This is a genomic window from Pseudomonas sp. TWI929, assembly GCF_039673335.1.
Taxonomy (GTDB): domain Bacteria; phylum Pseudomonadota; class Gammaproteobacteria; order Pseudomonadales; family Pseudomonadaceae; genus Aquipseudomonas.
This window is the reverse complement of sequence record NZ_JBDJLK010000044.1, coordinates 20,772-46,760: the sequence shown is the minus strand read 5'-3', so window position 1 is coordinate 46,760 and position 25,989 is coordinate 20,772. Positions and strand designations below refer to the sequence as shown.

18 protein-coding genes and 1 pseudogene are annotated in these 25,989 nt (G+C 64.6%); 10 read left to right on the top strand and 9 right to left on the bottom strand.

The window, feature by feature from the left end:
* Positions 1–129 precede the first annotated feature (129 nt).
* The 3 genes from ABE456_RS18030 to ABE456_RS18020 all read right to left on the bottom strand — a co-directional run bounded on the left by ABE456_RS18030 (position 130) and on the right by ABE456_RS18020 (position 2,945).
* Positions 130–945, bottom strand: a complete 816-nt coding sequence (locus tag ABE456_RS18030) for a sugar phosphate isomerase/epimerase (protein ID WP_346645115.1) — start codon at positions 943–945, stop codon at positions 130–132.
* Between the two features lie 30 nt (positions 946–975).
* Positions 976–2,028 (bottom strand): Gfo/Idh/MocA family oxidoreductase, encoded by a 1,053-nt coding sequence (locus ABE456_RS18025; protein WP_346645114.1) that lies wholly within the window; start codon positions 2,026–2,028, stop codon positions 976–978.
* Positions 2,029–2,168: 140 nt separating this feature from the next.
* Positions 2,169–2,945 carry an IclR family transcriptional regulator gene (locus tag ABE456_RS18020; protein WP_346645113.1) on the bottom strand — a complete coding sequence of 259 codons (777 nt, stop codon included), beginning with the start codon at positions 2,943–2,945 and terminating at the stop codon, positions 2,169–2,171.
* A 194-nt stretch (positions 2,946–3,139) separates the two neighbouring features.
* Between ABE456_RS18020 and ABE456_RS18015 the strand changes: the two genes are divergently transcribed.
* From ABE456_RS18015 to ABE456_RS17995, 5 genes are all read left to right on the top strand, one after another.
* A complete protein-coding gene (locus ABE456_RS18015) occupies positions 3,140–4,852 on the top strand; it encodes an FAD-dependent oxidoreductase (RefSeq protein ID WP_346645112.1) in 1,713 nt (570 codons plus the stop codon).
* A gap of 333 nt (positions 4,853–5,185) precedes the next feature.
* On the top strand, positions 5,186–6,655 hold the full coding sequence (locus ABE456_RS18010; RefSeq protein WP_346645111.1) for a benzaldehyde dehydrogenase: 1,470 nt from the start codon (positions 5,186–5,188) through the stop codon (positions 6,653–6,655).
* 18 nt (positions 6,656–6,673) lie between these two features.
* Positions 6,674–7,798 (top strand): NAD(P)-dependent alcohol dehydrogenase, encoded by a 1,125-nt coding sequence (locus ABE456_RS18005; protein WP_346645110.1) that lies wholly within the window; start codon positions 6,674–6,676, stop codon positions 7,796–7,798.
* A 61-nt stretch (positions 7,799–7,859) separates the two neighbouring features.
* Entirely contained in the window at positions 7,860–8,750 is an 891-nt protein-coding gene (locus tag ABE456_RS18000; RefSeq protein ID WP_346645109.1) for a transporter, read from the top strand.
* A gap of 85 nt (positions 8,751–8,835) precedes the next feature.
* Positions 8,836–10,626, top strand: coding sequence for a sigma-54-dependent Fis family transcriptional regulator (locus tag ABE456_RS17995; protein ID WP_346645108.1), 1,791 nt, complete (start codon positions 8,836–8,838; stop codon positions 10,624–10,626).
* Positions 10,627–10,629: 3 nt separating this feature from the next.
* On the opposite strand, the gene ABE456_RS17990 is transcribed toward ABE456_RS17995, so the two are convergent.
* The 4 genes from ABE456_RS17990 to ABE456_RS17975 form a co-directional block, all read right to left on the bottom strand.
* A complete protein-coding gene (locus ABE456_RS17990; protein WP_346645116.1) occupies positions 10,630–13,515 on the bottom strand; it encodes an HD domain-containing phosphohydrolase in 2,886 nt (961 codons plus the stop codon).
* Between the two features lie 110 nt (positions 13,516–13,625).
* A complete protein-coding gene (locus ABE456_RS17985; RefSeq protein ID WP_346645107.1) occupies positions 13,626–15,119 on the bottom strand; it encodes an aldehyde dehydrogenase in 1,494 nt (497 codons plus the stop codon).
* Positions 15,120–15,311: 192 nt separating this feature from the next.
* Complete coding sequence (locus ABE456_RS17980; RefSeq protein WP_346645106.1) at positions 15,312–16,694, bottom strand: aspartate aminotransferase family protein; 1,383 nt, start codon at positions 16,692–16,694, stop codon at positions 15,312–15,314.
* Positions 16,695–16,736: 42 nt separating this feature from the next.
* Positions 16,737–17,579 (bottom strand): helix-turn-helix transcriptional regulator, encoded by an 843-nt coding sequence (locus ABE456_RS17975; protein WP_346645105.1) that lies wholly within the window; start codon positions 17,577–17,579, stop codon positions 16,737–16,739.
* A gap of 280 nt (positions 17,580–17,859) precedes the next feature.
* On the opposite strand from ABE456_RS17975, the gene ABE456_RS17970 reads away from it, so the two are divergent.
* From ABE456_RS17970 to ABE456_RS17955, 4 genes are all read left to right on the top strand, one after another.
* On the top strand, positions 17,860–19,248 hold the full coding sequence (locus ABE456_RS17970) for an APC family permease (protein ID WP_346645104.1): 1,389 nt from the start codon (positions 17,860–17,862) through the stop codon (positions 19,246–19,248).
* 88 nt (positions 19,249–19,336) lie between these two features.
* Positions 19,337–20,281 (top strand): LysR family transcriptional regulator, encoded by a 945-nt coding sequence (locus ABE456_RS17965; RefSeq protein ID WP_346645103.1) that lies wholly within the window; start codon positions 19,337–19,339, stop codon positions 20,279–20,281.
* 110 nt (positions 20,282–20,391) lie between these two features.
* A complete protein-coding gene (locus tag ABE456_RS17960) occupies positions 20,392–21,972 on the top strand; it encodes an aldehyde dehydrogenase (NADP(+)) (RefSeq protein WP_346645102.1) in 1,581 nt (526 codons plus the stop codon).
* Positions 21,973–22,379: 407 nt separating this feature from the next.
* Positions 22,380–23,738 carry an 8-oxoguanine deaminase gene (locus tag ABE456_RS17955; protein ID WP_346645101.1) on the top strand — a complete coding sequence of 453 codons (1,359 nt, stop codon included), beginning with the start codon at positions 22,380–22,382 and terminating at the stop codon, positions 23,736–23,738.
* 63 nt (positions 23,739–23,801) lie between these two features.
* On the opposite strand, the gene ABE456_RS17950 is transcribed toward ABE456_RS17955, so the two are convergent.
* Complete coding sequence (locus ABE456_RS17950) at positions 23,802–24,533, bottom strand: SDR family oxidoreductase (protein ID WP_346645100.1); 732 nt, start codon at positions 24,531–24,533, stop codon at positions 23,802–23,804.
* Positions 24,534–24,655: 122 nt separating this feature from the next.
* On the opposite strand from ABE456_RS17950, the pseudogene ABE456_RS17945 reads away from it, so the two are divergent.
* Positions 24,656–25,420: pseudogene (locus ABE456_RS17945) on the top strand (LysR family transcriptional regulator); the annotation flags it as partial.
* Here the strand turns inward: ABE456_RS17945 and ABE456_RS17940 are convergent.
* Positions 25,398–25,937, bottom strand: a complete 540-nt coding sequence (locus ABE456_RS17940; protein WP_346645099.1) for a GNAT family N-acetyltransferase — start codon at positions 25,935–25,937, stop codon at positions 25,398–25,400. The pseudogene ABE456_RS17945 and the gene ABE456_RS17940 overlap by 23 nt on opposite strands.
* Positions 25,938–25,989 lie beyond the last annotated feature (52 nt).

Genomic DNA, 25,989 nt, shown 5'->3' with positions numbered 1-25,989 from the left:
GGCTGCAACGCAGCCCCAGGGTTTCAGCACAGATGCACAAATTGCCGGGACTGCTTCGCAGCCCATCGCGACACAAGGCCGCTCCTACAAAGACTGCGCAAGCTTTTAGATTTTGAACAGGTATTACCGTCAGACCCTGGCCAACACCGCCTTGGCCTTCTCCAGCGCCATGCGTGCGCGCTGTTCACCGCTGATGCCCTGCTCCAGCAACTGGCGCGTGGGGATTTCCAGGCTCAGCGGAACAGTTGCCGGCAATGCCCGCAGCAGGCCGACCAGGTCGGCATCGCCCTCGCCTGGGAAGCGCCGCTCGTTACGGGCCTGGCGCAGGATTTCGTCCATGTCGGCCGGCACCGGGCCGGCAACGTCACACAGCTGCGCATAGCGCATGCGCTGCGGCGCCAGCTGTGCCAGGTCGTCCAGCGAAGACCGGGAACGATTGAAGTGGAAGGCATCCACCAGCACGCAACCATTGCCGTGGTCGGCATTGGCCACTACCCGCATGGCCTGGCGCAGGTCACGCACGTCGGTCCATGGCATGAACTCCAGGTGCGGATGAATGCCGTACCCCGCCGCCAGCTCGCACAAGGCAGCAAAGCGCTCGGTCAGGCGCGCTTCGTCCGGGTCATTGCCAGCCACCAGCAGTTCAGTGCCACCCAACTCGGCGCCCACCGCCAGGATCGGTTCGAAGTCGGCCACGGAGGTTTCCGGCTTCAGGCGCAGGATCTCCAGGTCGAGTACCTTGATGCCGGTGTCGCGCAGACGCGCCTGGGTCTGCCGGCGCAGCCCGCTATCAGCTACCAACGGGAAGTGCTGCTCCTGCTCGGTGGCCGGCACCAGGCGCAGGCCAACATGGCTGTAACCGGCGCGGGCTGCTGCCTCGACCATATCCGGCGGGGATAGCTCCAGCACCGTGAGGGCGGCGAGGGAAAAAATTCGATCAGTCATTGTTCGTCACCAACAAAAGTAGAGGTCGCACTAGGCAATGTGTTCGGGCGCACAGGCCCGGCCGCTTTCGGCTGCCTGGCGAATCGCTTCGATCAGCGCCAGCGTACGGCCACCGTCTGCAGCATCGATCAGCGGCGCCTGCTCACCACGGGCTACCCGCACGAAATGCTGCAACTGCAGGGTCAATGCTTCGCCGGCGGGGATGTTCTCCTCGCTCTGTAGCAGTGGCGTGTGCCAACCCGAGCCGGCCTCGGCGTAGTGCCAGCGCTTGAGCTGGGGAATGCTCAGCGCCCCTTGAGTGCCGGCCAGCAGGTAGCACGGCTGGCCATCCTGGCGCGGGTACACCGGGCTTTCGCCAGAGTCCAGCTCCCAGCTCCACGGTGCGGCGACCGCATCGGAGCCAGTCAGGCTGCCCAACGCGCCATTGGCAAACTGCAGCAGCACTGCGGCGCTGTCTTCGTTGGCGAAACCACGCACATCGTTGCGGGTGAAGGCCTGTACCTGCACCACCTCGCCGCACAGGTGGCGCAGCAGGTCGAGGTCGTGAATCAGGTTGGTCAGCAAAAAGCCGGCTCCCGGCTCGCGGCGCCAGGGTGTTTCGAAATAGCTGTCGGGCTTTTGCAGCTGCCACAGCGCGGTGACGTTAATCAGCCGGCCCAGCTTGCCTTCGCTGATCACCTGGTGCGCCTTGGCGATCAGCGGATTGTGCCGCCGGTGATGGCCGACCAGTACTGGAACACCCCGGCGGCGCGAGGCTTCAACCAGCGCGCGAACCTCATCCAGGTGCACGCCCACCGGTTTCTCGACCAGCACCGGCACGCCGGCTTCGACGCAGTCCAGCGCAGTGGCGACGTGCAGGTTGTTGGGGTTGGCGACAATCACCGCCTCGGGGCGCACGCGCTCCAGCATCTGGCGGTGGTCGGCAAAACAGGGCACGCCGCATTCGGCGGCAAAGGCCTCGGCCTGCGGGCCGGGGTCGGCAACGGCGCACAGCTGGGCTTGCGGCACATTGAGCAAATGCTGGTAATGCTGGCGGCCCATGATGCCGGCGCCGATCAAGGCGATACGTAGGGGTGCGTTCAACAGCCTGTCCTCTTGTCATTGTTGTTGTGAAGATTCTGAAACCAAGTTCCACAATCAGCATTCAACAATTTAGAACCAAGTTCAGCTTTCCAGAAGAACCGGCAGAACAGACTGTGCGGTAATCGACCAGAAATGCACCGTCAGGCGAACAGCTCGCTTGCCCGGCTGGCTGCCGACAGCTCTTGCGCTGCTGCCAGCAGCAATGGCGCCAGCTCTGCCAGGCGGCTTTGCGCCATGCGCGCACTGGGCCCGGCGATGCTCAGCACGCCAATCACTTCATTACTTTGGGGGCGGCGCACCACGGCGGCCAAGGCAGAGGTACCGACCGCCGAGGTTTCCTCGACCCAGGCATAGCCGCACTCGCGGGCGCGGCGCAGGTAGGCGAGCAGCTCGTCGGTGGAGCGTGGCGCGTTCGGGCCAAACTGCGCAGGGTCAGCGATGCCTTGGCGCAACACCATCTGCAGCGCCTGCTCGTCGTCCAGGCTGGCCAGCCAGGCATGCCCGGAGGCGGTATAGAACAGTGGCGCGTCGCGGCCCATGTCCGGGTCGTAGCGCAACCCCGAGCGGGCCCCCTGGGACTTGGCGATCCAGGTCTGGCGGGCACCTTCGATCACGCCCAGGCGCACCAGTTCGCCGCTGTCCTGGGCCAAGCGGTCGAGAATTGGCTGGATGACGTCGGCACCACTGCTGGACAGGTAACGGAAGCCCAGCGCCACCAGCTTGGCCGACAGCTGGTAACGGTTGTTATCACGGTTTTGCCGTACATAGCCCAGCCGCACCAGCTCGGCAAGCATGCGGTGGGCGGCGCTCTTGGGGATGTCCAGGCGCTCGGCCAAGGTTTGCAAAGGCAGCCCCTGCGGTTCACCGGTAAGGCTTTCTACAAGACTGAAGGCGCGTTCGATCTGACTACCAGCCATGACACAGGTCCCTGAAGTTTTTTGCGGATTCTAGAAGATCATTCCACATCGCTGATAGCCACCGCAGCTTAGGCCGTGACTAATGTCCGGTGATCGCCCATTACTTGCTCAACGTGGCCACCCTACCCTTGCAGGCCGCCCCATGACAGTAAGAATATGGAACCTTGTTCCAATAACAACACAGGAATCTCGCAATGCCTTCCGCTCCCTTCGAAACCGAATGCGATGTACTGGTCATAGGTTCTGGCGCCGCCGGGCTGGCAGCGGCCGTGACGGCGGCCTGGCATGGGCAGAAAGTGATCGTGGTGGAGAAGGAACCGGTGTTTGGCGGCGCCACCGCCTGGTCTGGGGGCTGGGCCTGGGTGCCGCGCAACCCGCTGGCGCGCAGGGCCGGCATCGTGGAAGACATCGAGCAACCACGTACTTACCTGCGCAATGAGCTGGGGGCGTATTACAACGCCGAGCGCGTCGACGCCTTTCTTGAAGCCTGCCCGCACATGGTGGCGTTTTTCGAAAAACATACGGCGCTGCAGTTTGCCGACGGCAATGGCATCCCGGACATGCATGGCGACACGCCGGGCGCGGCCCAGGGCGGGCACCAGGTGATTGCCGCACCGTATGATGCCCGCGAGGTTGGCGCCCTGCTGCCACGCCTGCGCAAGACCATGCGCGAAACCTCGTTCATGGGCATGCCGATCATGGCCGGCGCCGACCTTGCCGCATTCCTCAATATGACCCGCTCACCCAAAGCCTTGCTGCATGTGTGCAAACGCTTTGGCCGCCACCTGTACCACTTGGCCCGGCATGGCCGGGCGATGCACCTGGTCAACGGCGTGGCGCTGGTGGCGCGCCTGGCAAAGTCAGCACAAGACTTGGGCGTGCACCTGCAGGAATCGGCGCCGGCCAAACGCCTGCTGGTAGAGGATGGCAAGGTATGTGGGGCGCTGGTGGCTACGCCGCAGGGTGAGCAACTGATCCGCGCCAAGGCTGTGGTGCTCGCAGCGGGGGGATTCCCCAACGACAGCGCCCGGCGCCGGCAGCTGTTCCCGCGCGATGCCAGCGGCCAGGACAACCTGGCCTTGCCGCCCAACGGGTGTTCGGGCGATGGCCTGCGCCTGGGCGAATCGGCCGGCGGCGTGGTGGCTACCGACCTGAAGTCGCCAGTGGCCTGGGCGCCGGTTTCGCAGGTGCCGCACCGCGATGGCAGCATCGGCCACTTCCCGCACATCATCGAGCGCGGAAAGCCGGGCATCATTGGTGTGCTGGCCAACGGCAAGCGCTTCGTCAATGAAGCGCACGGTTACTACGACTATGTATCGGCCATGGTCGCGGCAGTGCCGCAGGATGAAGAGGTTTGTTCGTGGCTGGTCTGCGACCACCGCTTCCTGCGTCGCTACGGCCTGGGCCATGCCCGCCCGGCGCCGCTGCCGGTATGGCCGCATGTGCGCAGTGGCTACCTCAAGCAAGGCTCCACGCTTGAAGCCTTGGCTAACGCCTGTGGCATCGACGCAGCCGGGTTGTGTGCCACAGTTAATGAATTCAACAGCCATGCCCGCAACGGCCAGGACCCGGAATTTGGCCGTGGTTCCACACCGTTCAACCGCAAGCAGGGCGACCCGCAGCACAAAGGGCCCAACCCTTGTGTGGCGCCGATCGAGCATGGGCCGTTCTACGCGGTGAAGGTAAAGCCTGGCTGCTTTGGTACGTTTGCCGGGTTGCGCACCGACGGCCATGCCCGGGTGCTGGATGAGGCTGGGCAGCCTGTTGCTGGCCTGTATGCGGCGGGTACCGACATGGCCAGTGTGTTTGGTGGGTGGTACCCGTCTGGTGGCATCAACCTGGGCCCGGCGCTGACCTTTGGTTATGTGGCCGGTCGGCATACTGCCGGGGTGCGGGGGTATGAGTGAGGCGGGCGCTTTCTCACAGTTTCTGCCCTGATCGCCCTGGAAACGCGATTCATGTGGGAGCGGCCTTGCGTCGCGATAGGGGTGCGAAGCGCCCCCACATTCTCTGCATCATCGCAAAATCGCCGGGGCCGCTTTGCGGCCCTTTCGCGACACAAGGCCGCTCCCACAGGGGCCGCGTAGCAATTGCCTGAAGTGTCCAGAATCTGAACACCGCAAAAGCGGGCCTATGTTCAATTTCTGGACAGCCCTGCAGCCAAAAGCCCGGTATTTTGCCCCCGCACCGTCTTGGCACACCCCCTGCAACAAGCATCCGTGAACACAACAACACACAGGATGCTTCGCGTGAATACCTTACTGCCCAACGAACTCTGGAATGAGCGGCTGTTCACCGGTACCTGGGTACCCGGTGAACTGCCCGCCACCGCCGTCACCTCCCCCGGCAACGGCCAACCACTGGGTACCCTGGCCAACGCCGGTGCCAAACAGGTGGAGCAAAGCGCCCGCGAGGCTGCCAAGGCCCAGCGCAGCTGGTATGCCCTGCCCTACGACGAGCGCGCCAAGGTCCTGCGCCAGGCGGCAGCCATTGCCGAGCAATACCAGGCCGAGATTGCCGACTGGATCGTACGCGAAAGCGGCTCGACCCAGGCCAAGGCCGGCTTTGAAGCGTCCATCACCCTCAAATCGCTGCACGAAGCCTGCGCCCTGCCCTCACGCAGCCAGGGCGAAGTACTGCCCTCCACAGCCGGCCGCCTGAGCATCGCCCGGCGCCGCCCCCTGGGCGTGATCGGGGTGATTTCGCCGTTCAACTTCCCGCTGTACCTGGCCATGCGCGCCGTTGCCCCGGCACTGGCCACGGGCAATGCGGTAGTGCTCAAGCCCGACCCGCGCACCGCCGTGTGCGGCGGCCATGTAATTGCCCGCATCTTCGAGCTGGCCGGTTTGCCGGCAGGTGTGCTGCATGTGCTGCCGGGTGGCGCCGAAGCTGGCGCTGCGCTCACCGCTTCACCCAGCGTGGCAATGATCCAGTTCACCGGCTCCACCGCCGCTGGCCGCAAGGTTGGCGAGGCCGCCGGCCGCCACCTGAAAAAGGTCTCGCTGGAACTCGGCGGCAAGAACTCGCTGATCATCCTCGACGATGCCGACCTTGACCTGGCCATCGCCAACGCTACCTGGGGGGTGTACCTGCACCAGGGGCAAATCTGCATGTCGACCGGTCGCCTGCTGGTGCAACGTGGCATCTATGCCGCCTTCGTCGAGCGCCTGGTGGCCAAGGCGCGCAGCCTTACCGTGGGTGACCCGGCCAGCGGCCAGGTTCACCTGGGCCCGCTGATCAACACCGCCCAGCGCGACAACGCCTTGCGTATCGTCGAAGCCGCACACGCTGCAGGGGCAACGCTGGCTACCGGTGGCTCGGCTGATGGGTTGTTCTTCCAGCCAACGGTGCTCAGTGACGTGCAACGCGACAACCCGGCGTTCCACGAAGAAATCTTCGGCCCCGTGGCGGTGGTGGTGCCGTTCGACAGCGACGAGCAAGCGGTGGAGTTGGCCAACGACACCGAATACGGCCTGAGTGCCGCGATTCTGTCGCGCGATACCGGCCGCGCCTTGCGCCTGGGCGAGCAGCTGCGCACCGGGCTGTTGCATATCAATGACCAGACCGTCAACGACGAGGTCATCAACCCGTTTGGCGGCGTCGGCGCGTCCGGCAACGGCACCAGCATCGGTGGTGCCACCAACTGGGAAGAGTTCACCCAATGGCAATGGCTGACCCTCAAGGGCGAAGCACCTGCCTACCCCCTGTAAACCCGGAGAACAATAACAATGACAACACCCCTTTTCCGCCCCGTTCAAGCTGCCGTCACCCGTGGCAAAGGCGCCCCCTTCGTGCTGGAGCAGGCGCGTATTCGTGCCCCGCAAGGTGACGAGGTGCTGGTGCGTATCGTCGCCACCGGCATGTGCCACACCGACATGATCGTGCGCGACCAGTATTACCCGGTGCCGCTGCCGGCTGTGCTGGGGCATGAAGGTTCGGGCATCGTCGAGGCAGTCGGCCCGCTGGTACAGAACCTGGCCGTGGGTGACCACGTGGTGATGACCTACGGCCACTGCGGCCACTGCCTGGCCTGCGACGCGGGCCAGGCGGCCTACTGCCAGGACTTCTTCGGGCGCAACTTCAGTGGCGCAGGCCCCGAAGGCCAGCACGCCCTGCAGGACGCACAGGGCCATGCCTTGAATGACCATTTCTTCGCCCAGTCGTCATTCGCCAGCTACGCGCTGGGGCGCGAGAACAACACCGTGCGCGTGCCCAAGGAGGCGCCCATCGAGCTGCTCGGCCCGCTGGGCTGCGGTATCCAGACCGGCGCCGGGGCAGTGATCAACTCGCTGAAAGTCACCCCGGGCAGCGCCTTTGCCGCCTTTGGCGGTGGCGCAGTGGGCCTTTCCGCCGTGCTGGCAGCGCAAGTAGCCGGCGCGGCGACCATCATCGCGGTCGATGTGGTGCCTTCGCGCCTGGCGCTGGCGCTGGAGCTGGGTGCCACCCATGTGGTCAACAGCCGCGAGGCCGACCCGGTGGCCGCCATCCGCGAAATCACTGGCGGCGGCGTGCAGTTTGCCCTCGAGTCCACCGGGCGCCCGGAAGTGCTGCGCCAGGCCGTGGATGCCCTTGGCAGCCGTGGCGCGCTGGGGGTGGTCGGCGCGCCGCCGCTGGGCACCACCGCGCAGTTCGACGTCAACGACCTGCTGCTGGGCGGCAAGGTCATCCGGGGCATTGTCGAGGGTGACAGCGTGCCGAAGAAGTTCATCCCCGAGTTGGTCAACCTGTACCTGCAAGGCCGCTTCGCCTTTGACAAGCTGGTCCGTTTCTACGACTTCGAGCAGATCAACCAGGCCGCCGAGGACAGCGAAAAAGGCCTGACCCTCAAGCCGATCATCCGTATTCACAAGTAAGCCCCCAGGGGGCAGCCGCGCGCTGCCCCCGCCCTATAACAAGAACAACGGAAACCCTGTCATGACAAGACTCTCCAGCCTTGCCTGGGGCACGCTGGCCTGCGCGCTGGTTTCGGCCAAGGCCCAAGCCGTGGACGTGAATGCCGGCGACTACACCGCGCTGCCACCGGGCACCAACGTCGCCGCCTGGTACCAGCAATTCAGCCGCGCCGACCGCTTCAATGGCGACGGCACGCCTGACGCCAAACACGCTACCAGCCTGCGCTCCAACATCAGCATCCTGCGCTTGATCCACTTCACCGAGGTCGGCGGCATCACCGTCGACCCGCAAATCCTCCTGCCCTTTGGTCATGTCTATGACGCGAAGGTTGGCGGGCAATCGCTGGGCAGCAACAGCGGCATGGCCGACCCGATCATCGGCGCCACTTTCTGGCTGGTGAACCAGCCGGGCGTCGGCGCCAGTGGCCGCTACTTCGGCATTACCCCGCTGCTGTACCTGCCGTGGGGCCAGTACGACCGCGACGCTGGCGTGAACCTGGGCGAAAACCGCTGGAAAGGTGACCTGCAACTGGGCTGGGTAGAACCACTGTGGGGGCGCTGGTCGATGGAGTGGTATGCCGATGCGGTGTTCTATGGCAGTAACGACAATGCCGGCAGCGGCAGCCAGACCTTACGCCAGGACCCGACCTATCAACTGCAAACCAACCTGCGCTATGACTTCAACCCGGCCCAGCGCCTGGCCTTGGGCTTCTCCGCCAGCGAAGGCGGCAAACAGCACCTGTCGGGCGATTACACCGGGCAGAAGACCGAGGTGCAGCAAGTGCGCCTGGAGTTCCAGCAAATGGTCGGCAACAGCGTGCAGCTGAGCGGCCAGTTGACCCACGACACCCGCGTAGTGGGCGGCTTCCAGGAGGACACCGGGGTCAACCTGCGGGCGTTGCTGCTGTTCTGATTGCCCTGCCAGCCTTGACGCGCTGCTGGCAGCGGCGCAACGTGCGCAGTCAGTAGCGTGCAGATCAACATCACAAGGTGTACCCATGGATCGCCTACAGCTCCAGTTGCATAGCGCTCGCCAACAGTTTGCCGACGGCCTGCCCTTGCCGGCCGGGTTGCTGCCCGAACCCATCGCGCGTTCGTGGGAGCGCTCCCGGGCCGCCGGGCTGAGCCCCTGGCAGCCACGCCTGGCGCGTGGGCAGCTGGATGTGCTGCCGCTGACCGAGGCCGACACCCAGTTGGCCGCGTGTGTGCAGCCAGAGCTGGAGCGCCTTTGGGAGTTGATCGGCGATTCACACTGGATGCTGTTTTGCGTCAACCCGGATAACCGCATCGTGCAAACCCGCAAGCCGGCGGGCATCGACAGCCCGTTGTCAGCGCTGCACGCCGGGCGCCGGGTAAGCGAGGTGGACGTCGGCACCACCGCCCCGGCCTGCACATTGATGGACGGCCTGCCGGCGATCGTTGCCGGCAACCAGCATTACCTGCAGGAGTTCTCGCAGTTTTTCTGTGTCAGCGTGCCGTTGCGCGGGGTGAACGGCGAACTGCTGGGGGCGCTGGACCTGACCGGCATCGGCACACGCAATGCCGGCACCATGCTCGAACGCCTCAAGCATGCAGCGCTGGCCACCGAAAACAACTTCTTCCTCGGTTTGCCTGACTGCCGCATCCTGGAGCTGCAACACGACCCCAGGCTGCTCGGCTCGCCACTGCAGGCGCTGCTGGCGGTACAGGATGATGGCACGGTGTACGCAGCCAACCGCGCCGCGCAGCAATTGCTCGGCGTGCCCAGCTACCGCCCTGAAGGGCTGACGCTGGAGCACTTGTTCGACCGCCCCAGCCACAATGGCCTCGACGGTTCAGCGCAGTTGCTGGCACTGGCCGATGGCTCACGCCTGTACGGCAGGCTGTTGGCGCGCCCTGAGGCCAAGCCGCGGCCGCTGCGCGCCAGGCGCACGTCGCTGGGCAGCGACCGACGCGTCAACGCACGCTTCGAAGATGCCTGCAAGGCCGTGGCCGGTAACCTGCCAGTCTTGATCACCGGGCCTACCGGCTCGGGCAAGGAGGTGTTTGCCAAAGCGCTGCATGAACACTGCTGCCCGCAAGCTCCGTTCGTTGCGATCAACTGCGCGGCCCTGCCCGAGAGCCTGATCGAAGCCGAACTGTTCGGCTACACCGAAGGCAGCTTCACCGGTGCCCGCAAAGGCGGGGCCATGGGCCTGCTGGAAGCCGCAGGCGACGGCATCCTCCTGCTCGACGAAATCGGCGACATGCCACTGGCCCTGCAAAGCCGGCTGCTGCGGGCCCTGCAGGAACGGCAGATCACCCGCGTTGGCAGCACCACCACGGTGCCCTTGAAGGCGCACATCATCGCGGCTACCCACAAGGACCTTGGCGCCCTGGTGAGCACCGGTGGCTTCCGTGAGGACCTGTTCTACCGCCTGGACGGCCTGCGCGTCGCCCTGCCCGCCCTTGAGCAGCGGCTGGACAAAACCCAGTTGATCGATACGTTCTTCCAGCGCCCAGGCTTTGCGCGGCTGGAGGCCGAAGCCAGGCGCCTGCTACAGGCTTACCACTGGCCAGGCAACTTGCGGCAACTGGAGAACGTGGCACGCCTGGTCGGGGTACTGGCTGCCGGCGAGCCATACATCGGCGTGCAGCACCTGCCAGAAGACCTGCAAGGCCTGGCGGTGGCGACTTCGCGCAACCTTGCCGACGCCACCCAGGACGTTATCGAGCGCGTGCTGCTGGCCCATGACGGCAACGTCAGCGCCGCCGCCAAGGAGCTGGGTATCTCGCGCACTACCTTGTACAAGCGCCTGAGCAAACAGTAACGCTCAGGCCGGGCAGTGCACCTGCCCCAGCCAGTACGCCACATCCACCTCGTCGATCTGCTCAGGAAGCAGGAAGCGCTCGGCATACTGGAGGTACACCCCGCTGCTCAGGAACAGCTGCAGCAGTTGCCCGTCGATGTGCCCGTCGCGGGCCATGAACACCAGGATCTTCACCGACTCGGACAAGGTCTTCGGCGCCTTGTAGGGGCGGTCAGCCGCCGTCAGCGCCTCGAAGATGTCAGCAATCGCCATCACCCGCTCGGCAATGCTCAGGTCCCGCTGGCCCAGCCGGCGCGGGTAACCGCTGCCGTCCATTTTCTCGTGGTGGTTGCCGGCGATATCCGGAACCCGCTTGAGCTGCCGCGGGAACGGCAGCGAGCTGAGCATGATGATGGTCTGCACAATGTGTTCGTTGATCTTGAAGCGTTCCTCGTCATTCAGTGTGCCGCGGCGGATCGCCAGGTTATACAGCTCGCCAAAGTTGCTGGCGTGGGCCGGCAGGCGCATATCGAAACCCCAGGTGTTGCGAGGGTCGTCCTTGGCCACTGGCGGCTTGCGTGCCCCCCAGGGCACGCGATGCTCGGGGCGGTCGGCCAGCAGCGGTTCGTCGACTGGCAATGCTGGCTGCGCCACGCCGGCAAAGCGTTCCGCTTCATCACGGGAGATCCCCTGGCGGTTGTCGAAATGACGCTGCCAGCGGTGCTGGCCAATTTGCTGCAGGCGCTCGATGTCGGCGTCCTGCATGAACTCGCCGCCGATGTTGGCCTGGGCGACGAAGGCAAAGTCGTCCTGCAGCTGCGCCTGGCTGCGCGCCAGGCTGGCTTGCAGCACTTGTTGGTCGCCACCGCTGGCCAGGCCTTGCCAGTAGGCCAGCTCTGCATCGCGCCACAGCACCTCGAAACGCATGCGTACCTCGTGGATGCGGTTGTACAAGGTTTCCAGCTTGGTCGCCTTGTCCACCACGTACTCGGGGCTGGTGACCTTGCCGCAATCATGCAGCCAGGCCGCCACGCGAAACTCATAGCGTTCGCCTTCGGTCATGCTGAAGCTGGCATACGGGCCGCTGTCGGCCGCCACTGCCTGGTCCAGCAGCATCTGCGCCAGCTGCGGCACTCGCTCGCAGTGGCCGCCGGTATAGGGGCTCTTGGCATCGATGGCGTCGGCCAGCAGCTTGATCATGGCGTCGAGCAGGCGTTGCTGGGCTTCAGCCAGCTGGCGTGTCTCGATGGCCACCGCTGCCACCCCGGACAACTCTTCGACAAAGCGCCGGAACGGTTGGCCGACCTGCTCGCGCACATATTCATCGTCCAGTTGCAGGACCAGGATACCCAACAGCGCCTGGCTACGGTCATTCAGCACCACAGCCAGGCTGCGCTCGTGCAGGCCGAGGGCTTGGGTTACCGCAGCGGCCAGGTTGTGCTGGGCGTCTTCGTCCACGGCCAGCTCGCCCAGGTACTGCTCGCCACGGCATGCGGCGGCCAGGCGCAGCAGCGCGTGTTCGGCATCAAACAAGTACACCACCCCAGCATTGACCCCGGCGGCCTCCACCAGGTGGGTCAGTACGCCGTCCAGCATACGCTCCAGGTTGCGCTCGCGGCTGAGGGTAAGGGTGATTGCCTGGAAACTGCGGATGGTGCCGGACATGCGGCTCAGCACGCGGCTCAATTCACGTACTTCGGACACCCGTGAATGCACGCCCACTTCATGGCTGAAATCGAAGCCGGCCAAGCCTTGCACTTGCTCGGCCAGCAACCGCAGCGGGCGGCCGATGCGCCGGCCGAGCAGCCCGCCGAGCACCACCAGCACCGCGATCAACGCTATAGTCCAGAGCAGCTGCTCGAACAATACATTGCGCGCCCCCGCCAGTAACTCGTCGCCTGGCACGGCAATCAACACCTGCAAGTCACGCCCGGCCAGGCTGGTCAGCTGTAGGCGAATGCCATACCAGGTCTGGCCGTCCACCTGATAGGGCTGTGGCTGGGTACCTTGAGACGGGTCAGCGTAGAGATGCTCAAGGCTGGGGATGCCCAGCTCGGCAACGCGTGACAGGCGCACGGCTTGCCCTTCATGCACGATCGCCCGCTGCAGGTCCGGGTAGGCCACTACAACGCCCTGGTCATCGACCACGGCAATCTCGGTGCCGGGGGTCATGCGCAGGTCCTGGGTCTCGCTGGCAAGGTCGTTGACCGAGACGTCGATGCCGATCACCGCCCCGCCGTCGACGCTGCGTTGCGCCATGGTCACGCCGATTTCGCGGGTGGTAAAGAACACATAGGGGCGGGTCAGTACGGTGGTGGCTTGTGCACTGGCCTCGGCGAACCACGGACGCATGCGCGGGTCGTAGCGATACTCGGGTTTGGCCTGGGTCTGCAACAGGTTCAGCGCAGGGTCGTAGAAACGCCATTCGCCCTGTACCGTACCGCCATCACGGCTAACGCTTTGCACCAGGAACGCCGTGCCCGGCGGCGCAGCAAACCGCTGCAGCAACTGTGGGTCACGCAAGCGACGCACCAGCAGGAACTCGCCGTTGGGGTAACCCATATAGGCAGCACTGAGCATGCGGTTGGCGTCCATCGCCTCGACCAGCTGTGGCAGCCTCTCCAGGCGCTGCGCCAGGCTCTGCGCGGTCGGGTTGAAGGCGAGCAGGCGGATACTGCTGTGTGCCGGGTCGAGCAGGCGCCGGGCACGCTCGTCGATGGTCTTGCCAATTTGCTGAGCAGAGTCACCCGCCGCAGCTACCAAGGTCTGGCGAATGCCGCGATAGCCCTGCCAGGCAAGGGCCGCGCCGAGCAGCAACATGCCCAGCACGATGGCCAGCGCCACCAGCCACTGCAGTGAAATCCCACGTCTGGTATTACCAACAGCACGACCATTCGGCACGTAGCCCATCCCAGGTACTCCATGCATGGCACATTGCCTTGGCTGATATCCGCAGCAGTTTAGAGGGCGGGTGGGCTTTTTGCCGGGCTGGTGGAAAAAATTAACATGGGTTGGGGCGCTCAGCCGCGCAACTGGTACCAGGTGGTCTTGAGCTGCGAATACTTGTCGAACGAATGCAGTGACAGGTCGCGGCCAAAGCCCGACTGCTTACCCCCACCAAACGGCACCGTGACATCCAGCGCATCAACCGTGTTGACAGACACCGTGCCGGCCTTCAACGCCCGTGCTACCCGGTGCACCTGGTTGAAGTCATCGCTCCACACCGAGGCTGCCAGGCCATAGATGCTGTCGTTGGCCAGGCGCACTGCCTGCTCTTCGGTGTCGAAGGCGCTGACCGCCAGTACCGGCCCGAACACCTCCTCCCGTGCCAGGCTCATGCGCCCATCAACGTTCGCGAAAATGGTCGGTTCAATGTAATTGTCCGAGCCTTCAATGGTCAGGCGCCGGCCACCACATACCAACTGCGCGCCTTCCTGCCCGGCACGTGCAATGGCTGCTTCGATGCGCCCGGTCTGCTCGGCGTCGACGATGGCACCCGCGCGGCTTGCCGGGTCCAGCGGGTTGCCAGGCAACCACTGGCGGGCCTTGGCCTGTAGGCGCTCGATGAACTCGTCATGGATGGAGCGCTGCACATACAGCCGCGAGTTGGCCGAGCACACCTCGCCCTGGTTGAAGAAAATGCCGAATGCCGCCTTTTCCGCAGCCAGGTCCAGGTCCTGGCAGTTTTCAAACACCAGGTTGGGGCTCTTGCCGCCACACTCCAGCCACACCTGCTTGAGGTTGGATTGCGCCGAGTACTGCATGAAGTACTTGCCTACCTGGGTGGAACCGGTAAACACCAGGCAGTCCACATCCGGGTGCAGGCCCAGCGCCTGCCCGGCCTGCTCGCCAAGGCCCGGCACCACGTTCAACACGCCCTCCGGCAAACCCGCTTCCAGCGCCAGCTGGGCCAGGCGCAGGGCCGAGAACGGTGACTGCTCGGCGGGCTTTAGCACCACGCTGTTGCCGGCAGCCAGCGCCGGGGCCAGCTTCCAGGCGGCCATGTCGAGGGGGAAGTTCCACGGCACCACGGCCGCGACCACACCGAGCGCTTCACGGGTGATGGTGGCCAGCGCGTTGGCCGCAGTGGGGGCTACCTGGTCGTACAGTTTGTCCAGTGCCTCGCCGTACCAGGCGAACACATGCGCCGAGCCTGGCACGTCGATGTTGTAGGCGTCCATCACCGGCTTGCCCATGTTCAGCGAGTCCAGCAGTGCCAGTTCTTCGCGATGGGCCATGATCAGTTCAGCCAGGCGCAGCAGCACTTTCTTGCGCTCGCCCGGCGCCATGCGCGGCCATGGGCCTTGCTCAAAGGCCCGACGGGCACTGGCGACGGCTAGGTCGACCTCGGCCTGGCCGCAGGCGGCGACCTGCGCAAGCACGTTGTTGGTGGCGGGGTTGATGGCGGCGAAGGTGGCGCCACCCTGTGCGTTGACGGGCTTGCCGTCGATCAGCGCGTTGGCCGGGAGGTACAGGTCCGAGGCGCGTTGTTGCCAGAATTCGAGGGTGTACATTTGTACTCCTGGTGAACGTTGGAGCAGATTTTTTGTTAGTGGCGTCGTCCCGCAGGTGGATCGCCGGGGCTGTTTTGCAGCCCTTTCGCGACACAAGGCCGCTCCTACAGGAGACCGCGTATTAGCGGACAGACGCGGTCCCTGTAGGAGCGGCCTTGTGTCGCGATGGGGCGCAAAGCGCCCCCAAAGGGTTTACAGCTTGCCGACCAGGCGCGCCGTACGGTCCACGGCAATGCGGGTCTTCTCCACCAGCTCATCCAGCTCGCTGTGGTTGGCGATCAATGCCGGCGCCATGATCATCCGCCCCAGGGTCGAGCGAATGATCACCCCTTCCTCGAAACCAAAGGTGCGGCATTGCCAGGCCAGGTCGTTCTCGTTGGCAAAGCGCTTGCGCGTCGGTTTGTGCTCGGCGAACTGCAGCGCCGCCACCAGCCCTGCGCCCTGTACCTGGCCGATCAACGGGTGATCGGCAAACACCTCGCGCAGGATGCGCTGCAAGTACGGCCCGGTGTCGTCCTTTACCTGGCGCACGATGCCTTCGTCACGCAGCGCCTTGAGGTTGGCGATGGCCACTGCCGCCGCCACCGGGTGGCCGGAATAGGTCAGGCCGTGGGCAAACACCCCGCCACGCTCCACCAGCGCTTCGGCAATACGCTTGCTCAGCACCAGGCCACCCATGGGCACGTAGCCGCTGGTCAGGCCCTTGGCGATCGACAAGGTGTCGGGCTCGAAGCCGAAGTACTCATGGGCAAACCACTCGCCGGTGCGGCCAAAGCCACCAATCACCTCATCGGCACACAGCAGCACGTCGTACTGGCGGCAGATGCGCTGGATTTCCGGCCAGTAGCTTTCCGGTGGGAAGATCATCCCGCCCGCGCCCTGGAACGGTTCGGCGATAAAGCCGGCGACGTTTTCGGCACCCAGCTCAAGGATCTTTTCCTCCAGCTGCAGGGCGCAGCGGCGGCCGAACTCGGCCGGGGTCAGCTCGCCGCCCTCGGCGTACCAGTACGGCTCGTCAATGTGCGCAACATCCGGGATCAGCCCGCCCATTTCGTGCATGAACTTCATGCCGCCCAGCGCCGTGGCTGCCAGGGTCGAGCCGTGGTAACCATTCCAGCGGCCGATCATGATCTTCTTGCTCGGCTGGCCGACCACCTGCCAATAGCGGCGTACGGTACGGATCAGCACCTCGTTGGCCTCGGAGCCGGAGTTGGTGTAGATCGCGTGGCTGTAGTGCCCCGGCAGCAGGCTGAACAGCAGTTCGGACAGCTCGATCACCGCCGGGTGGGTGGTGTGGAAGAACATGTTGTAGTAGGCCAGCTGGTCCATCTGCGCGGCGGCGGCAGCGGTCAGGTCGCGGCGGCCATAACCGAGCTGGGTGCACCACAGGCCGGACATGCCATCCAGGTAGCGCTTGCCCTCGCTGTCCCACAGGTGCAGGCGTTCGCCACCGACGATCACCCGCGGCCCTTCGGCGTTCAGCGCCTTCTGGTCGAGGAAGGCATGGATGTGGTGCGCGGCATCGGCCGCCTGGTAGTCACGGGTCTGGCGTTGCGGGGCGAAAGGCGCATTCATTGTTGGTTTTCCTTTGCGGTGGGGTTGCAGGGTGGCTGGCGCTCAGCGCAGCTTGCCCATGTAGCTTTCCAGCGGGTCCTTGCCCAGCACGCCCTGGGCATTGGCCAACGCGTCGATGAACAAGGAGAACAGCTCGGACTGGGTGCCGATGTCGAGCTTGGCGTAGACGTTCTTGCGGTGCGATTTGATGGTGTCTTCCGACACCCCCAGGCGCTCGGCCAGCGACTTGGTCGAATGGCCTCGTAATATCAGCTGGGCAATACGGCATTCACGCTCGGTCAGCAGCGAGCTGCCAAAGTTGTTCAGCGCAGCGTGGATGCGTTGTTCGAGGATGTTCTCGAAGCGCCCGGCGCGGCTGTCCAGCCCGGCGAAGTGCTTGCCGAGTACCGCCAACACCCAGGGCGTGATGCGCCCGAACAGCTCGCGGCATTGCGGGTCGAGCTTGTCGGTGAAGGCCAGCGACACTGCCAGGCTCTGCCCGGGCGCTACCTGGAGGATGTAGTTGAGCTCATCCTCCAGGTGTGAGTGCCGGTAGAACGACTGGTAGTACTCGCTCACCTCGAAATGGTCGGGCGCGACTTCGAACAGGCCGTAGCAGCCGGATTCGACCTGCTCCACGCAGGCACCGTAGAACGGGTCGAGCAGGTAGAAGCCCGACAGGTAGCGGCTGACGTTGCCCTCGGGCTGCCAGGGCGCCTTGTCGTCCTGCTCGAAGAGTGCGCAAGGCATGCCGTCGTGCGGGTACAGGTACACCGTGGTGGCCTGGATCGGCCGGATCACGCCCAGTGCCGCAAACAGGTTGGCGGCAAAGCCCGGCCGGCCGATCGACTCGGTGACCTTGGCCAGGTGCTCGAACCACTGTTCTGAAAGCAATTGATTAGTCACTGTGGGCCTGCCGTATGAAGTAAGGCACCGCCGCCAGTGCGGTGCGTTGTTGGCCAGATACTCCCATGGCATTGCAAACACCGAAATCACCCTTTGGGGTGAGCAAATGCGTTGCTGCTTCGGCTCACCCCAAAGGGTGATTCCGGGTACCGGCGGGGTGTGGGAGCATCAACCCGCCCCAGCGCTGCGAGCCTTCCGCTCGACCTCCTTGCACAACGCCCACCGGTAGCGAGCCTGCTCGCCTGCCGCGGTGTCCTGCATCCCTTTCCAGGAGTTAGCAATGCATACAACAACAAGTACAGCCCAAAGCCCTGCACATGACACCGCTTCGCATGCACCTTCACAACCCAGTACCGGTCGCTTCCGCAAGTCCATGGGGCTGACCGCCCTGGTGCTGTTCGGCCTGGCCTACATGGTGCCCCTGGCTGTCTTCACCACCTACGGGCTGGTCACCCAGATGACCAAAGGGCACCTGCCCACCGCCTACCTGCTGACCCTCGCCGCCATGCTGCTGACCGCCTACAGCTACGGCCGCATGGTCCAGGCCCACCCTTACTCCGGCTCGGTCTACACCTACACACGCAAGGCCTTCGGTAGCCATATCGGCTTCATCACCGGCTGGACACTGCTGCTCGACTACATCTTCCTGCCGCTGCTCAGCTACCTGCTGATCGGTATCTACATGTCGGAATACTTCCCGGCCATCCATGCCTGGGTATGGGTGGCGGGCTCCATTGCCCTGGTCACCTTCCTCAACCTGATCGGCATCGAGTCGATCACCCGGGTCAACTGGATCCTGGTGGTGGCGCAGTTGGTGTTCATCATCGTCTTCGTCGCTTTGTCCATCCTCAAGCTCAACGGGCAGGCAGAGCCGGTGTCGCTGCTGGCACCCTTCCACCACGAAGGCTTCAGCGCACCATTGATCATGACTGGCGCTGCCGTGCTATGCCTGTCGTTCCTGGGCTTCGATGCGGTGTCGACCATGGCCGAGGAAACCAGCAACCCGACCTACCGCATTCCGGTGGCGATCCTCGCGGTGTCGCTGATCGGCGGCTTGCTGTTCCTGGTGGTGTCATATTGCGCGCAGATGGTGTTCCCCGACTGGGGCAGCTTCGCCGACCCGGACTCGGCCTCGGTGGACGTGATGCGCCGGGTTGGCGGCGAACTGCTGGTAACTGCTTTCACCGCCACCTACGTGGCCGGCTGCTTCGCCTCGGCCATGGTGTCCCAGGCCAGCGTGTCGCGGGTGCTGTTTGCCATGGGCCGTGACGGTGCGCTACCGCGGGCATTCGGCCAACTGGTGACGAAAAAGCGCGTGCCAGCCGTGGCCATCCTGCTGGTCAGCCTGCTGTCATTGATTGCCCTGGTGATCACCCTCGACACCGTGGCCAACATGATCAGCTTTGGCGCACTGTTCGCCTTCTCGGCGGTAAACCTGGCGGTGGTCAAGCACTACCTGGTCGACCAGAAGCTGCGTGGCGGCCGCAACTTCCTGCTGTACGGCGCCATTCCCGGCCTGGGCTTCCTCAGCACGCTGTGGCTGTGGAGCAGCCTGACCAGCCTGTCGTTCACCATCGGCCTGTGCTGGATGGGCATGGGCCTGGTGGTGCTGCTGGGGCTTACCCGGGCGTTCCGGGTTAAGCTGCCGGAGTTGCAGATGGCCGAGTGACCCGCTCCCACATGTTCGGTGGCAGCTTGCACCATTTGGCCCACATCGCCATGCTGGTGCGGCCTGCCTCCGACAAGACCGCCCCACGATGACCGCCGATATCACCTTCCAGCAGTTCTGCAACTGGCTCAAACTCAAGCACCTGGTACTGATCGATACCCTCGCTCGCACCCAGAACATGCACGTGGCCGCCGAGCAGATGAAGCTCACCCAGCCGGCGCTGAGCAAGATGCTGCGCGACCTGGAGGACATGCTCGGCTTCGCCCTGTTCGAGCGCCTGCCGCGCAGCATGAAGCCGACCGAACTGGGTGAGCAGGTGGCGCGCTATGCCCAGGTTACCCTCAACGACACCAAGAACTTCGTCGCCCAGATCAACAAGCTGCGCAAAGGCGGCCATGGCTACCTGAAGGTCGGCACCATTTTCGCGGCCACCTTCAATGTGCTGCCCGAGGCCATCACCCTCACCAAGGAGCAGCGCCCGCTGCTGTCGATCGAGGTGGTCGAGCAGACCAGTGACAACCTGCTGCAGATGCTCAAGCGCAAGGAAATCGACCTGATGATCGGGCGCTTCACCGAAGACCATTACCGCCAGCTGTTCGACTTCCGCTCATTGGGCCCAGAGCCGTTCGTGCTGGTAGTCAACCCGCGCCACCCGCTGGCAACTGCCCGTGCCATCGACCCGGCGGAGCTCAGCCGCTGGCCGTGGATCCTCTACCCTAGCGGTACGCCGATCCGCGCGCGCATCGAGCAGGCCTTCCACGAACATGGCATCCCCCTGCCCGACAACACCGTCGACACCATCTCCATGCCAACCTTCCTGCAGCTGCTGCAGTCCGGCCCGGCCGTGGCCATGCTGCCGGCGCCAATGGTGCAGCCGCACCTGGACACCCACGCCCTGTGCCAGCTCGACTGCGCGTTCGCGGTGGCGGCGCTGGACTTCGGCATCATCACCCGCAAGGACGACCCGCTGCCGCCCGCCGCCGCGATGTTCAGCGAAACCCTGCTGGCGCTGTATGCCCGGCGAAACCCGTAATACCAGCGCGATAACAAGCTGTTATCACCTGATCCAGATTAATCATTATTCAGCGTTCATTTCGCCCTCTACATTCCCGGCAACGACTGTCATTGCCTACTGGAGACGAAATGTCCATCGAACACCGCCTGAACCACATCGCCGGCCAGCTCAGCGGCCAGGGTGAAGTGCTGCTGAATAGTGTCGACGCCCAGACCGGCGAGCCACTGCCGTATGCCTTCCACCAGGCGACTGGCGGCGAAGTCGAGGCCGCCGTACTGGCCGCCGAAGCAGCCTACCCGGCCTACCGCAGCACCAGCCCGGGCCAACGCGCCACCTTCCTCGACGCCATCGCCAACGAGCTGGATGCCCTGGGCGATGACTTCGTGCAGCACGTGTGCCGCGAAACCGCCCTGCCGGAAGCACGCATCCGCGGTGAGCGTGCACGCACCAGCAACCAGCTGCGCCTGTTTGCCGAAGTGGTGCGCCGTGGCGACTTCCTCGGTGCGCGCATCGACCGTGCCCAGCCCGCGCGCACCCCGCTACCGCGCCCGGACCTGCGCCAATATCGTATCGGCGTGGGCCCGGTGGCGGTGTTCGGTGCCAGCAACTTCCCGCTGGCCTTCTCCACCGCAGGCGGTGACACCGCCTCGGCGCTGGCAGCCGGCTGCCCGGTAGTGTTCAAGGCCCACAGCGGGCACATGCTCACTGCCGCCCACGTGGCGGCGGCAATCGACCGTGCGGTAGCCAGCAGCGGCATGCCTGCGGGTGTGTTCAACCTGATCTACGGCGCTGGCGTAGGCGAGGCGCTGGTCAAGCACCCGGCCATCCAGGCAGTCGGCTTCACCGGCTCGCTGCGTGGCGGCCGCGCCCTGTGCGACATGGCCGCGGCGCGCCCGCAGCCGATCCCGGTGTTCGCCGAAATGAGCAGCATCAACCCGGTGATCGTGCTGCCTCAGGCGCTGCAGGCCCGTGGCGAACAAGTGGCTGCCGAACTGGCCGCCTCGGTGGTGCTGGGTTGCGGCCAGTTCTGCACCAACCCGGGCCTGGTGTTGGGCATCAAGTCGCCACAGTTCGAGCGTTTCCTGCACACGTTGGTGGCGCGCATGGCCGACCAAGGCCCGCAAACCATGCTCAATGCCGGCACCCTGCGCAGTTACGAAAACGGCGTGCAGCACCTGCTGGCGCACCCAGGCATCCAACACCTGGCCGGCCAGCCACAAACCGGCAACCAGGCCCGCCCGCAGCTGTTCAAGGCTGATGTGAGCCTGCTGCTCAACGGTGACCCGCTGCTGCAGGAAGAAGTGTTCGGCCCGACCACCGTGGTGGTGGAAGTGGACGATGCACAGCAGCTGGCCGAGGCCGTTCGCCACCTGCAGGGCCAACTGACCGCTACCCTGATCGCCGAACCGGACGACCTGCGTGCCTTTGCCAGCCTGGTGCCGCTGCTGGAGCGCAAGGCCGGGCGCCTGCTGCTGAACGGTTACCCGACGGGCGTGGAAGTGAGCGATGCGATGGTGCACGGCGGGCCTTACCCGGCTACTTCCGATACCCGTGGTACTTCGGTGGGTACCCTGGCCATCGACCGCTTCCTGCGCCCGGTATGCTTCCAGAACTACCCGGATGCACTGCTGCCGGACGCATTGAAAAGTGCCAACCCGCTGGGGATTGCGCGGTTGGTGGATGGTGTGAGCAGCCGTGAGGCGGTTTGATCGGACATTGAGGTAGCCTGAACCGGCCTCTTCGCGGGTAAACCAGCTCCTACAGGTATATCACCGCCTTGTAGGAGCGGGTTTACCCGCGAACACCGGCACAACCGGTGCCATACACCGGTTGCCACCACAGGTCCCGACCAAGTTCTTGTATACAACTTAAAAAAACTCTGTTTACACTGTTGCACGCCTACGACATCGGCAAACGCCGCTGCGTATTGCGACAGGCACAAGCCAATGCTATTCCCATGCTTGCCCGAATCCCTCGGGCACCCTCTGCAACACCCTTCCTGCTACACCTCCCCGCTGCTGTTGCGCCCCGGCTCACGCGCCCCTGAGCACCTGGCCTGCCACCGCTAATCTTTCTACAGCCAAGCTGAAACCAGCCCCAACGGGGAGAATTACCCATGCCCAAGACTTTACTGGTAAAAAACGCCGCACTTCTGGTCACCATGGACGGCGAACGCCGTGAGATCAAGAACGGCGGCCTGTACATCGAAGACAACCTGATCAAGCAGGTCGGCCCCAGCGATACCCTGCCACAGCACGCCGACGTGGTGCTGGACATGGCCGGCAAAGTGGTTATCCCTGGCCTGGTCAACACCCACCACCACATGTACCAGAGCCTTACCCGCGTGGTGCCGGCGGCCCAGGACGGTGAGCTGTTCAACTGGCTGACCAACCTGTACCCGATCTGGGCACGCCTGACCCCCGAGATGATCGCGGTGTCAACCCAGACCGCAATGGCCGAGCTGATCCTGTCCGGCTGCACCACCTCCAGCGACCACCTGTACATCTACCCCAACGGCTGCAAGCTCGACGACAGCATCCATGCCGCCGCCGAGATCGGCATGCGCTTCCACGCCGCCCGCGGCAGCATGAGCGTGGGCCAAAGCCAGGGCGGCCTGCCGCCTGATTCGGTGGTGGAGAAGGAAGCCGACATCCTCAAGGAATCCCAACGCCTGATCGAGGACTACCACGACGCCAGCCACGGCTCGATGCGCCGCATCGTGGTAGCGCCCTGCTCGCCATTCTCGGTCAGCCGCGACCTGATGCGCGAAGCCGCCGTGCTGGCGCGCCAGTACGGCGTGTCGCTACATACCCACCTGGCCGAGAACGTCAACGACATCGCCTACAGCCGCGAGAAGTTCGGCATGACCCCCGCCGAATACGCCGAAGACCTCGGCTGGGTCGGCCACGATGTCTGGCATGCCCACTGTGTGCAACTCGACCAGCACGGCATCGAGCTGTTCGCCCGCACCGGCACGGGTGTCGCCCACTGCCCATGTTCGAACATGCGCCTGGCTTCGGGCATAGCCCCGGTGCGCAAGATGCGCGACCACGGTGTGCCGGTTGGCCTGGGGGTTGACGGTTCGGCGTCCAACGACGGCGCCAGCATGATCGGTGAAGTGCGCCAGGCCCTGCTGCTGCAACGGGTGGGCTTCGGCCCCGACGCGATGACCGCACGCGAAGCGCTGGAAATCGCCACCCTAGGTGGTGCCAAGGTGCTCAACCGCAATGATATCGGCGCCTTGGCGCCGGGCATGGTCGCCGACTTCGTCGCCTTCGACCTCGGCCACGTGGCCTATGCCGGCGGCCACCACGACCCACTGGCGGCGCTGGTGTTCTGCACCCCGACCCAGGTGCACACCAGCGTGATCAACGGCCGTGTGGTGGTGAAGGACGGCCAGCTGGCCACCGTCGACCTGCCGCGCGTGCTGGAGCGCCACAACCAGCTGGCCTGCCAGTTGGTCAACGGCGCCTGATTTACCCGTTCGCAGTGCTAATACCAGTCACTTGAACAAAGCGGGGCTGCGCAGCAGCCCCGGTTACGCCTGCTGACGGGTAGCGCACACCACTATTTCCCGAATGCACACCGACTGCGGCTGGCCATAGGCAAAGCCGATGGTCTCGGCAATGGTCTCGGCCGTGAGTGCTCCGCCCATCTCCTGCTTCCAGTCGCTGTAGCCGGCCTTGATGGCCTCATCGGTGGTATGGCTAAGCAGTTCGGTATCGACTGCACCCGGCTCGATGGTGATCACCCGCACGTTGCTGGGCGACAGCTCTTCACGCAGGTTTTCCGACAGGCCGGTGACAGCGAACTTGGTGCCGACATAGGCGACATGGTTGGGGAAGGCCTTGCGCCCGGCCACGGAACTGACATTGATGATGGTGCCGTGCTTGCGCTCGACCATACCGCCAGCCACCGCATGGATACCATTGAGCAAACCACGAACGTTGACGTCGAGCATGCGGTCCCACTGTTCCGGGTCCTGTGTGGTGATATTGCCCAGCAGCATTACCCCGGCATTGTTGATGATCGCGTCAACCGGACCAAAGCGCGCCTCGGCCTCGGCAACGGCGGCCAGCACAGCCGCCCGGTCGGTGATATCAACCGCCAGCGCCAGGGTGTTTGGCAGCTGCAGTTGCTGCATCGGCGCCAGGCGGCGGGCCAGCAGCAACAGCGCGTGGCCGCGGCTGGACAGAAGCCTGGCAGTGGCCAGGCCGATGCCGGAGCTGGCACCGGTAATTACCACCAGGGGTTTATGGGTATTGGTCATGGTCGCAATCCTGTTATCCGATTTGCCTATGGGTAAGAAGTAGAGCGAGTATAGAAGCCGGTTTTTGTAGCGAAAAATGGGAAATTCCTCTCGCAACCATCGGCATCACTTATGGGTAACCCATGGACTATCGCCAGCTTCGTGCCTTCATCGCTGTGTTCGAAGAGCGCAACATCACCGCCGCCGCGCGTTCGATACACCTTAGCCAGCCAGCGCTATCCGGCAGCATCAAGGCACTGGAGGAGGCCTTGGGCACCACGCTGTTCGTGCGCCAGGCCCGCGGCGTCGCGGTGACCGAGGATGCCCGCGCGCTATACCCCGAGGCGCAGCGCATGGTCGCCGACGCCAATCGCCTGCTCGGCCGCTTCAAAGGTGATCGTGAACGTACGCCGTTGCAGATTGGTGTCGAGCAGGATGTAAGCGCGGCAGTGTTGGGCAAGGTGGTACTGGCGGCGGCGGCCATCCAGCCCTCGGTGCGCCTGCAACTGGTGACCGGCTGCATGGGCGCGGTGCGACTGGCTAGCGAAGAACTGCGCTGTGAGGATGAGTTGTTCCTGCCGTTGCACAGTGACCCGTTCGTGTTGGCCACTGCGGCCCAGGCAGGCGCTACCGAGCAATGGATTACCTGCCCTGCGCAACCCAGCCATCAGCGCCTGTTGCCGTTCTACAGCGCCAGCCCGGTGGCAGAAGCCGAAACTTTTGCCCTGGCCCTGGAAATGGTCGCCGCCGGGCTGGGCGCGGCAATCGTGCCGCAGTCGCTGGCCGCCGAGCATCGCGGCGTGCACAGCGAGCCCATGCCACAACTGGACCTGCGCCGGCGCATCGGCCTGTGCTACTCGGCCCAGGCGTTGGCGCTTGAAGGGGTTATTCAGCTGCGCGATGCATTGCAGCAGGCCTTCGCGATTGCGCGCTTACAGGACCAAGGATCATCTCATGCCAGGCCATGCCGCCGTGGTCCGACGGTGACGGTTTCACGTACTGGTAGCCCAGCTTCTGATACAGGGCCACATGCTGCTCCTTGCACATCAGGTGAATGGTCTGTTTGCCCGCCGCCTGCATGCGCGTGATGAATTCGTCCATCAGCCGCTTGGCGTAGCCTTTGCCCTGATGTGCCGGGTCCACCACCACCGACATGATCACCACATTCGGTGCAGCCGGGTCATGGCCGACCAGTTCCTTGAAGGCTTCGTCGGACATCACCACTTCGTGGGCGCAGCCGCTGTTGATGAAACCCACGATCTCGCGCGCATCTTCCAACAACAGGAAGCCTTCCGGGTATTGCGCGATACGGGTGCGGATCTTCTCCAGCGTGGCCGCTTCATCCCCTTCATAGGCGCCGATTTCGATGGCGTAGCAGCGTTCGGCGTCGGCGGCTGTGGGGGTGCGGAACTGGGGGGTGCTCATGGCGGGTTTCCTTGACGATGGGTGAAAGCAGCCGCCATGGTAAATGAGCACC

Bases quoted from the DNA above. Each gene is read 5' to 3' on its own strand.
- ABE456_RS18000 (WP_346645109.1), top strand. From the start codon at position 7,860: ATGACAAGACTCTCCAGCCTTGCCTGGGGCACGCTGGCCTGCGCGCTG.
- ABE456_RS17940 (WP_346645099.1), bottom strand. From the start codon at position 25,937: ATGAGCACCCCCCAGTTCCGCACCCCCACAGCCGCCGACGCCGAACGC.
- ABE456_RS18010 (WP_346645111.1), top strand. From the start codon at position 5,186: ATGCTTCGCGTGAATACCTTACTGCCCAACGAACTCTGGAATGAGCGG.
- ABE456_RS17955 (WP_346645101.1), top strand. From the start codon at position 22,380: ATGCCCAAGACTTTACTGGTAAAAAACGCCGCACTTCTGGTCACCATG.
- ABE456_RS17970 (WP_346645104.1), top strand. From the start codon at position 17,860: ATGCATACAACAACAAGTACAGCCCAAAGCCCTGCACATGACACCGCT.
- ABE456_RS17960 (WP_346645102.1), top strand. From the start codon at position 20,392: ATGTCCATCGAACACCGCCTGAACCACATCGCCGGCCAGCTCAGCGGC.
- ABE456_RS17980 (WP_346645106.1), bottom strand. From the start codon at position 16,694: ATGAATGCGCCTTTCGCCCCGCAACGCCAGACCCGTGACTACCAGGCG.
- ABE456_RS17995 (WP_346645108.1), top strand. From the start codon at position 8,836: ATGGATCGCCTACAGCTCCAGTTGCATAGCGCTCGCCAACAGTTTGCC.
- ABE456_RS18030 (WP_346645115.1), bottom strand. From the start codon at position 945: ATGACTGATCGAATTTTTTCCCTCGCCGCCCTCACGGTGCTGGAGCTA.
- ABE456_RS17985 (WP_346645107.1), bottom strand. From the start codon at position 15,119: ATGTACACCCTCGAATTCTGGCAACAACGCGCCTCGGACCTGTACCTC.
- ABE456_RS18015 (WP_346645112.1), top strand. From the start codon at position 3,140: ATGCCTTCCGCTCCCTTCGAAACCGAATGCGATGTACTGGTCATAGGT.
- ABE456_RS18005 (WP_346645110.1), top strand. From the start codon at position 6,674: ATGACAACACCCCTTTTCCGCCCCGTTCAAGCTGCCGTCACCCGTGGC.
- ABE456_RS18020 (WP_346645113.1), bottom strand. From the start codon at position 2,945: ATGGCTGGTAGTCAGATCGAACGCGCCTTCAGTCTTGTAGAAAGCCTT.
- ABE456_RS17965 (WP_346645103.1), top strand. From the start codon at position 19,337: ATGACCGCCGATATCACCTTCCAGCAGTTCTGCAACTGGCTCAAACTC.
- ABE456_RS17950 (WP_346645100.1), bottom strand. From the start codon at position 24,533: ATGACCAATACCCATAAACCCCTGGTGGTAATTACCGGTGCCAGCTCC.
- ABE456_RS17990 (WP_346645116.1), bottom strand. From the start codon at position 13,515: ATGGGCTACGTGCCGAATGGTCGTGCTGTTGGTAATACCAGACGTGGG.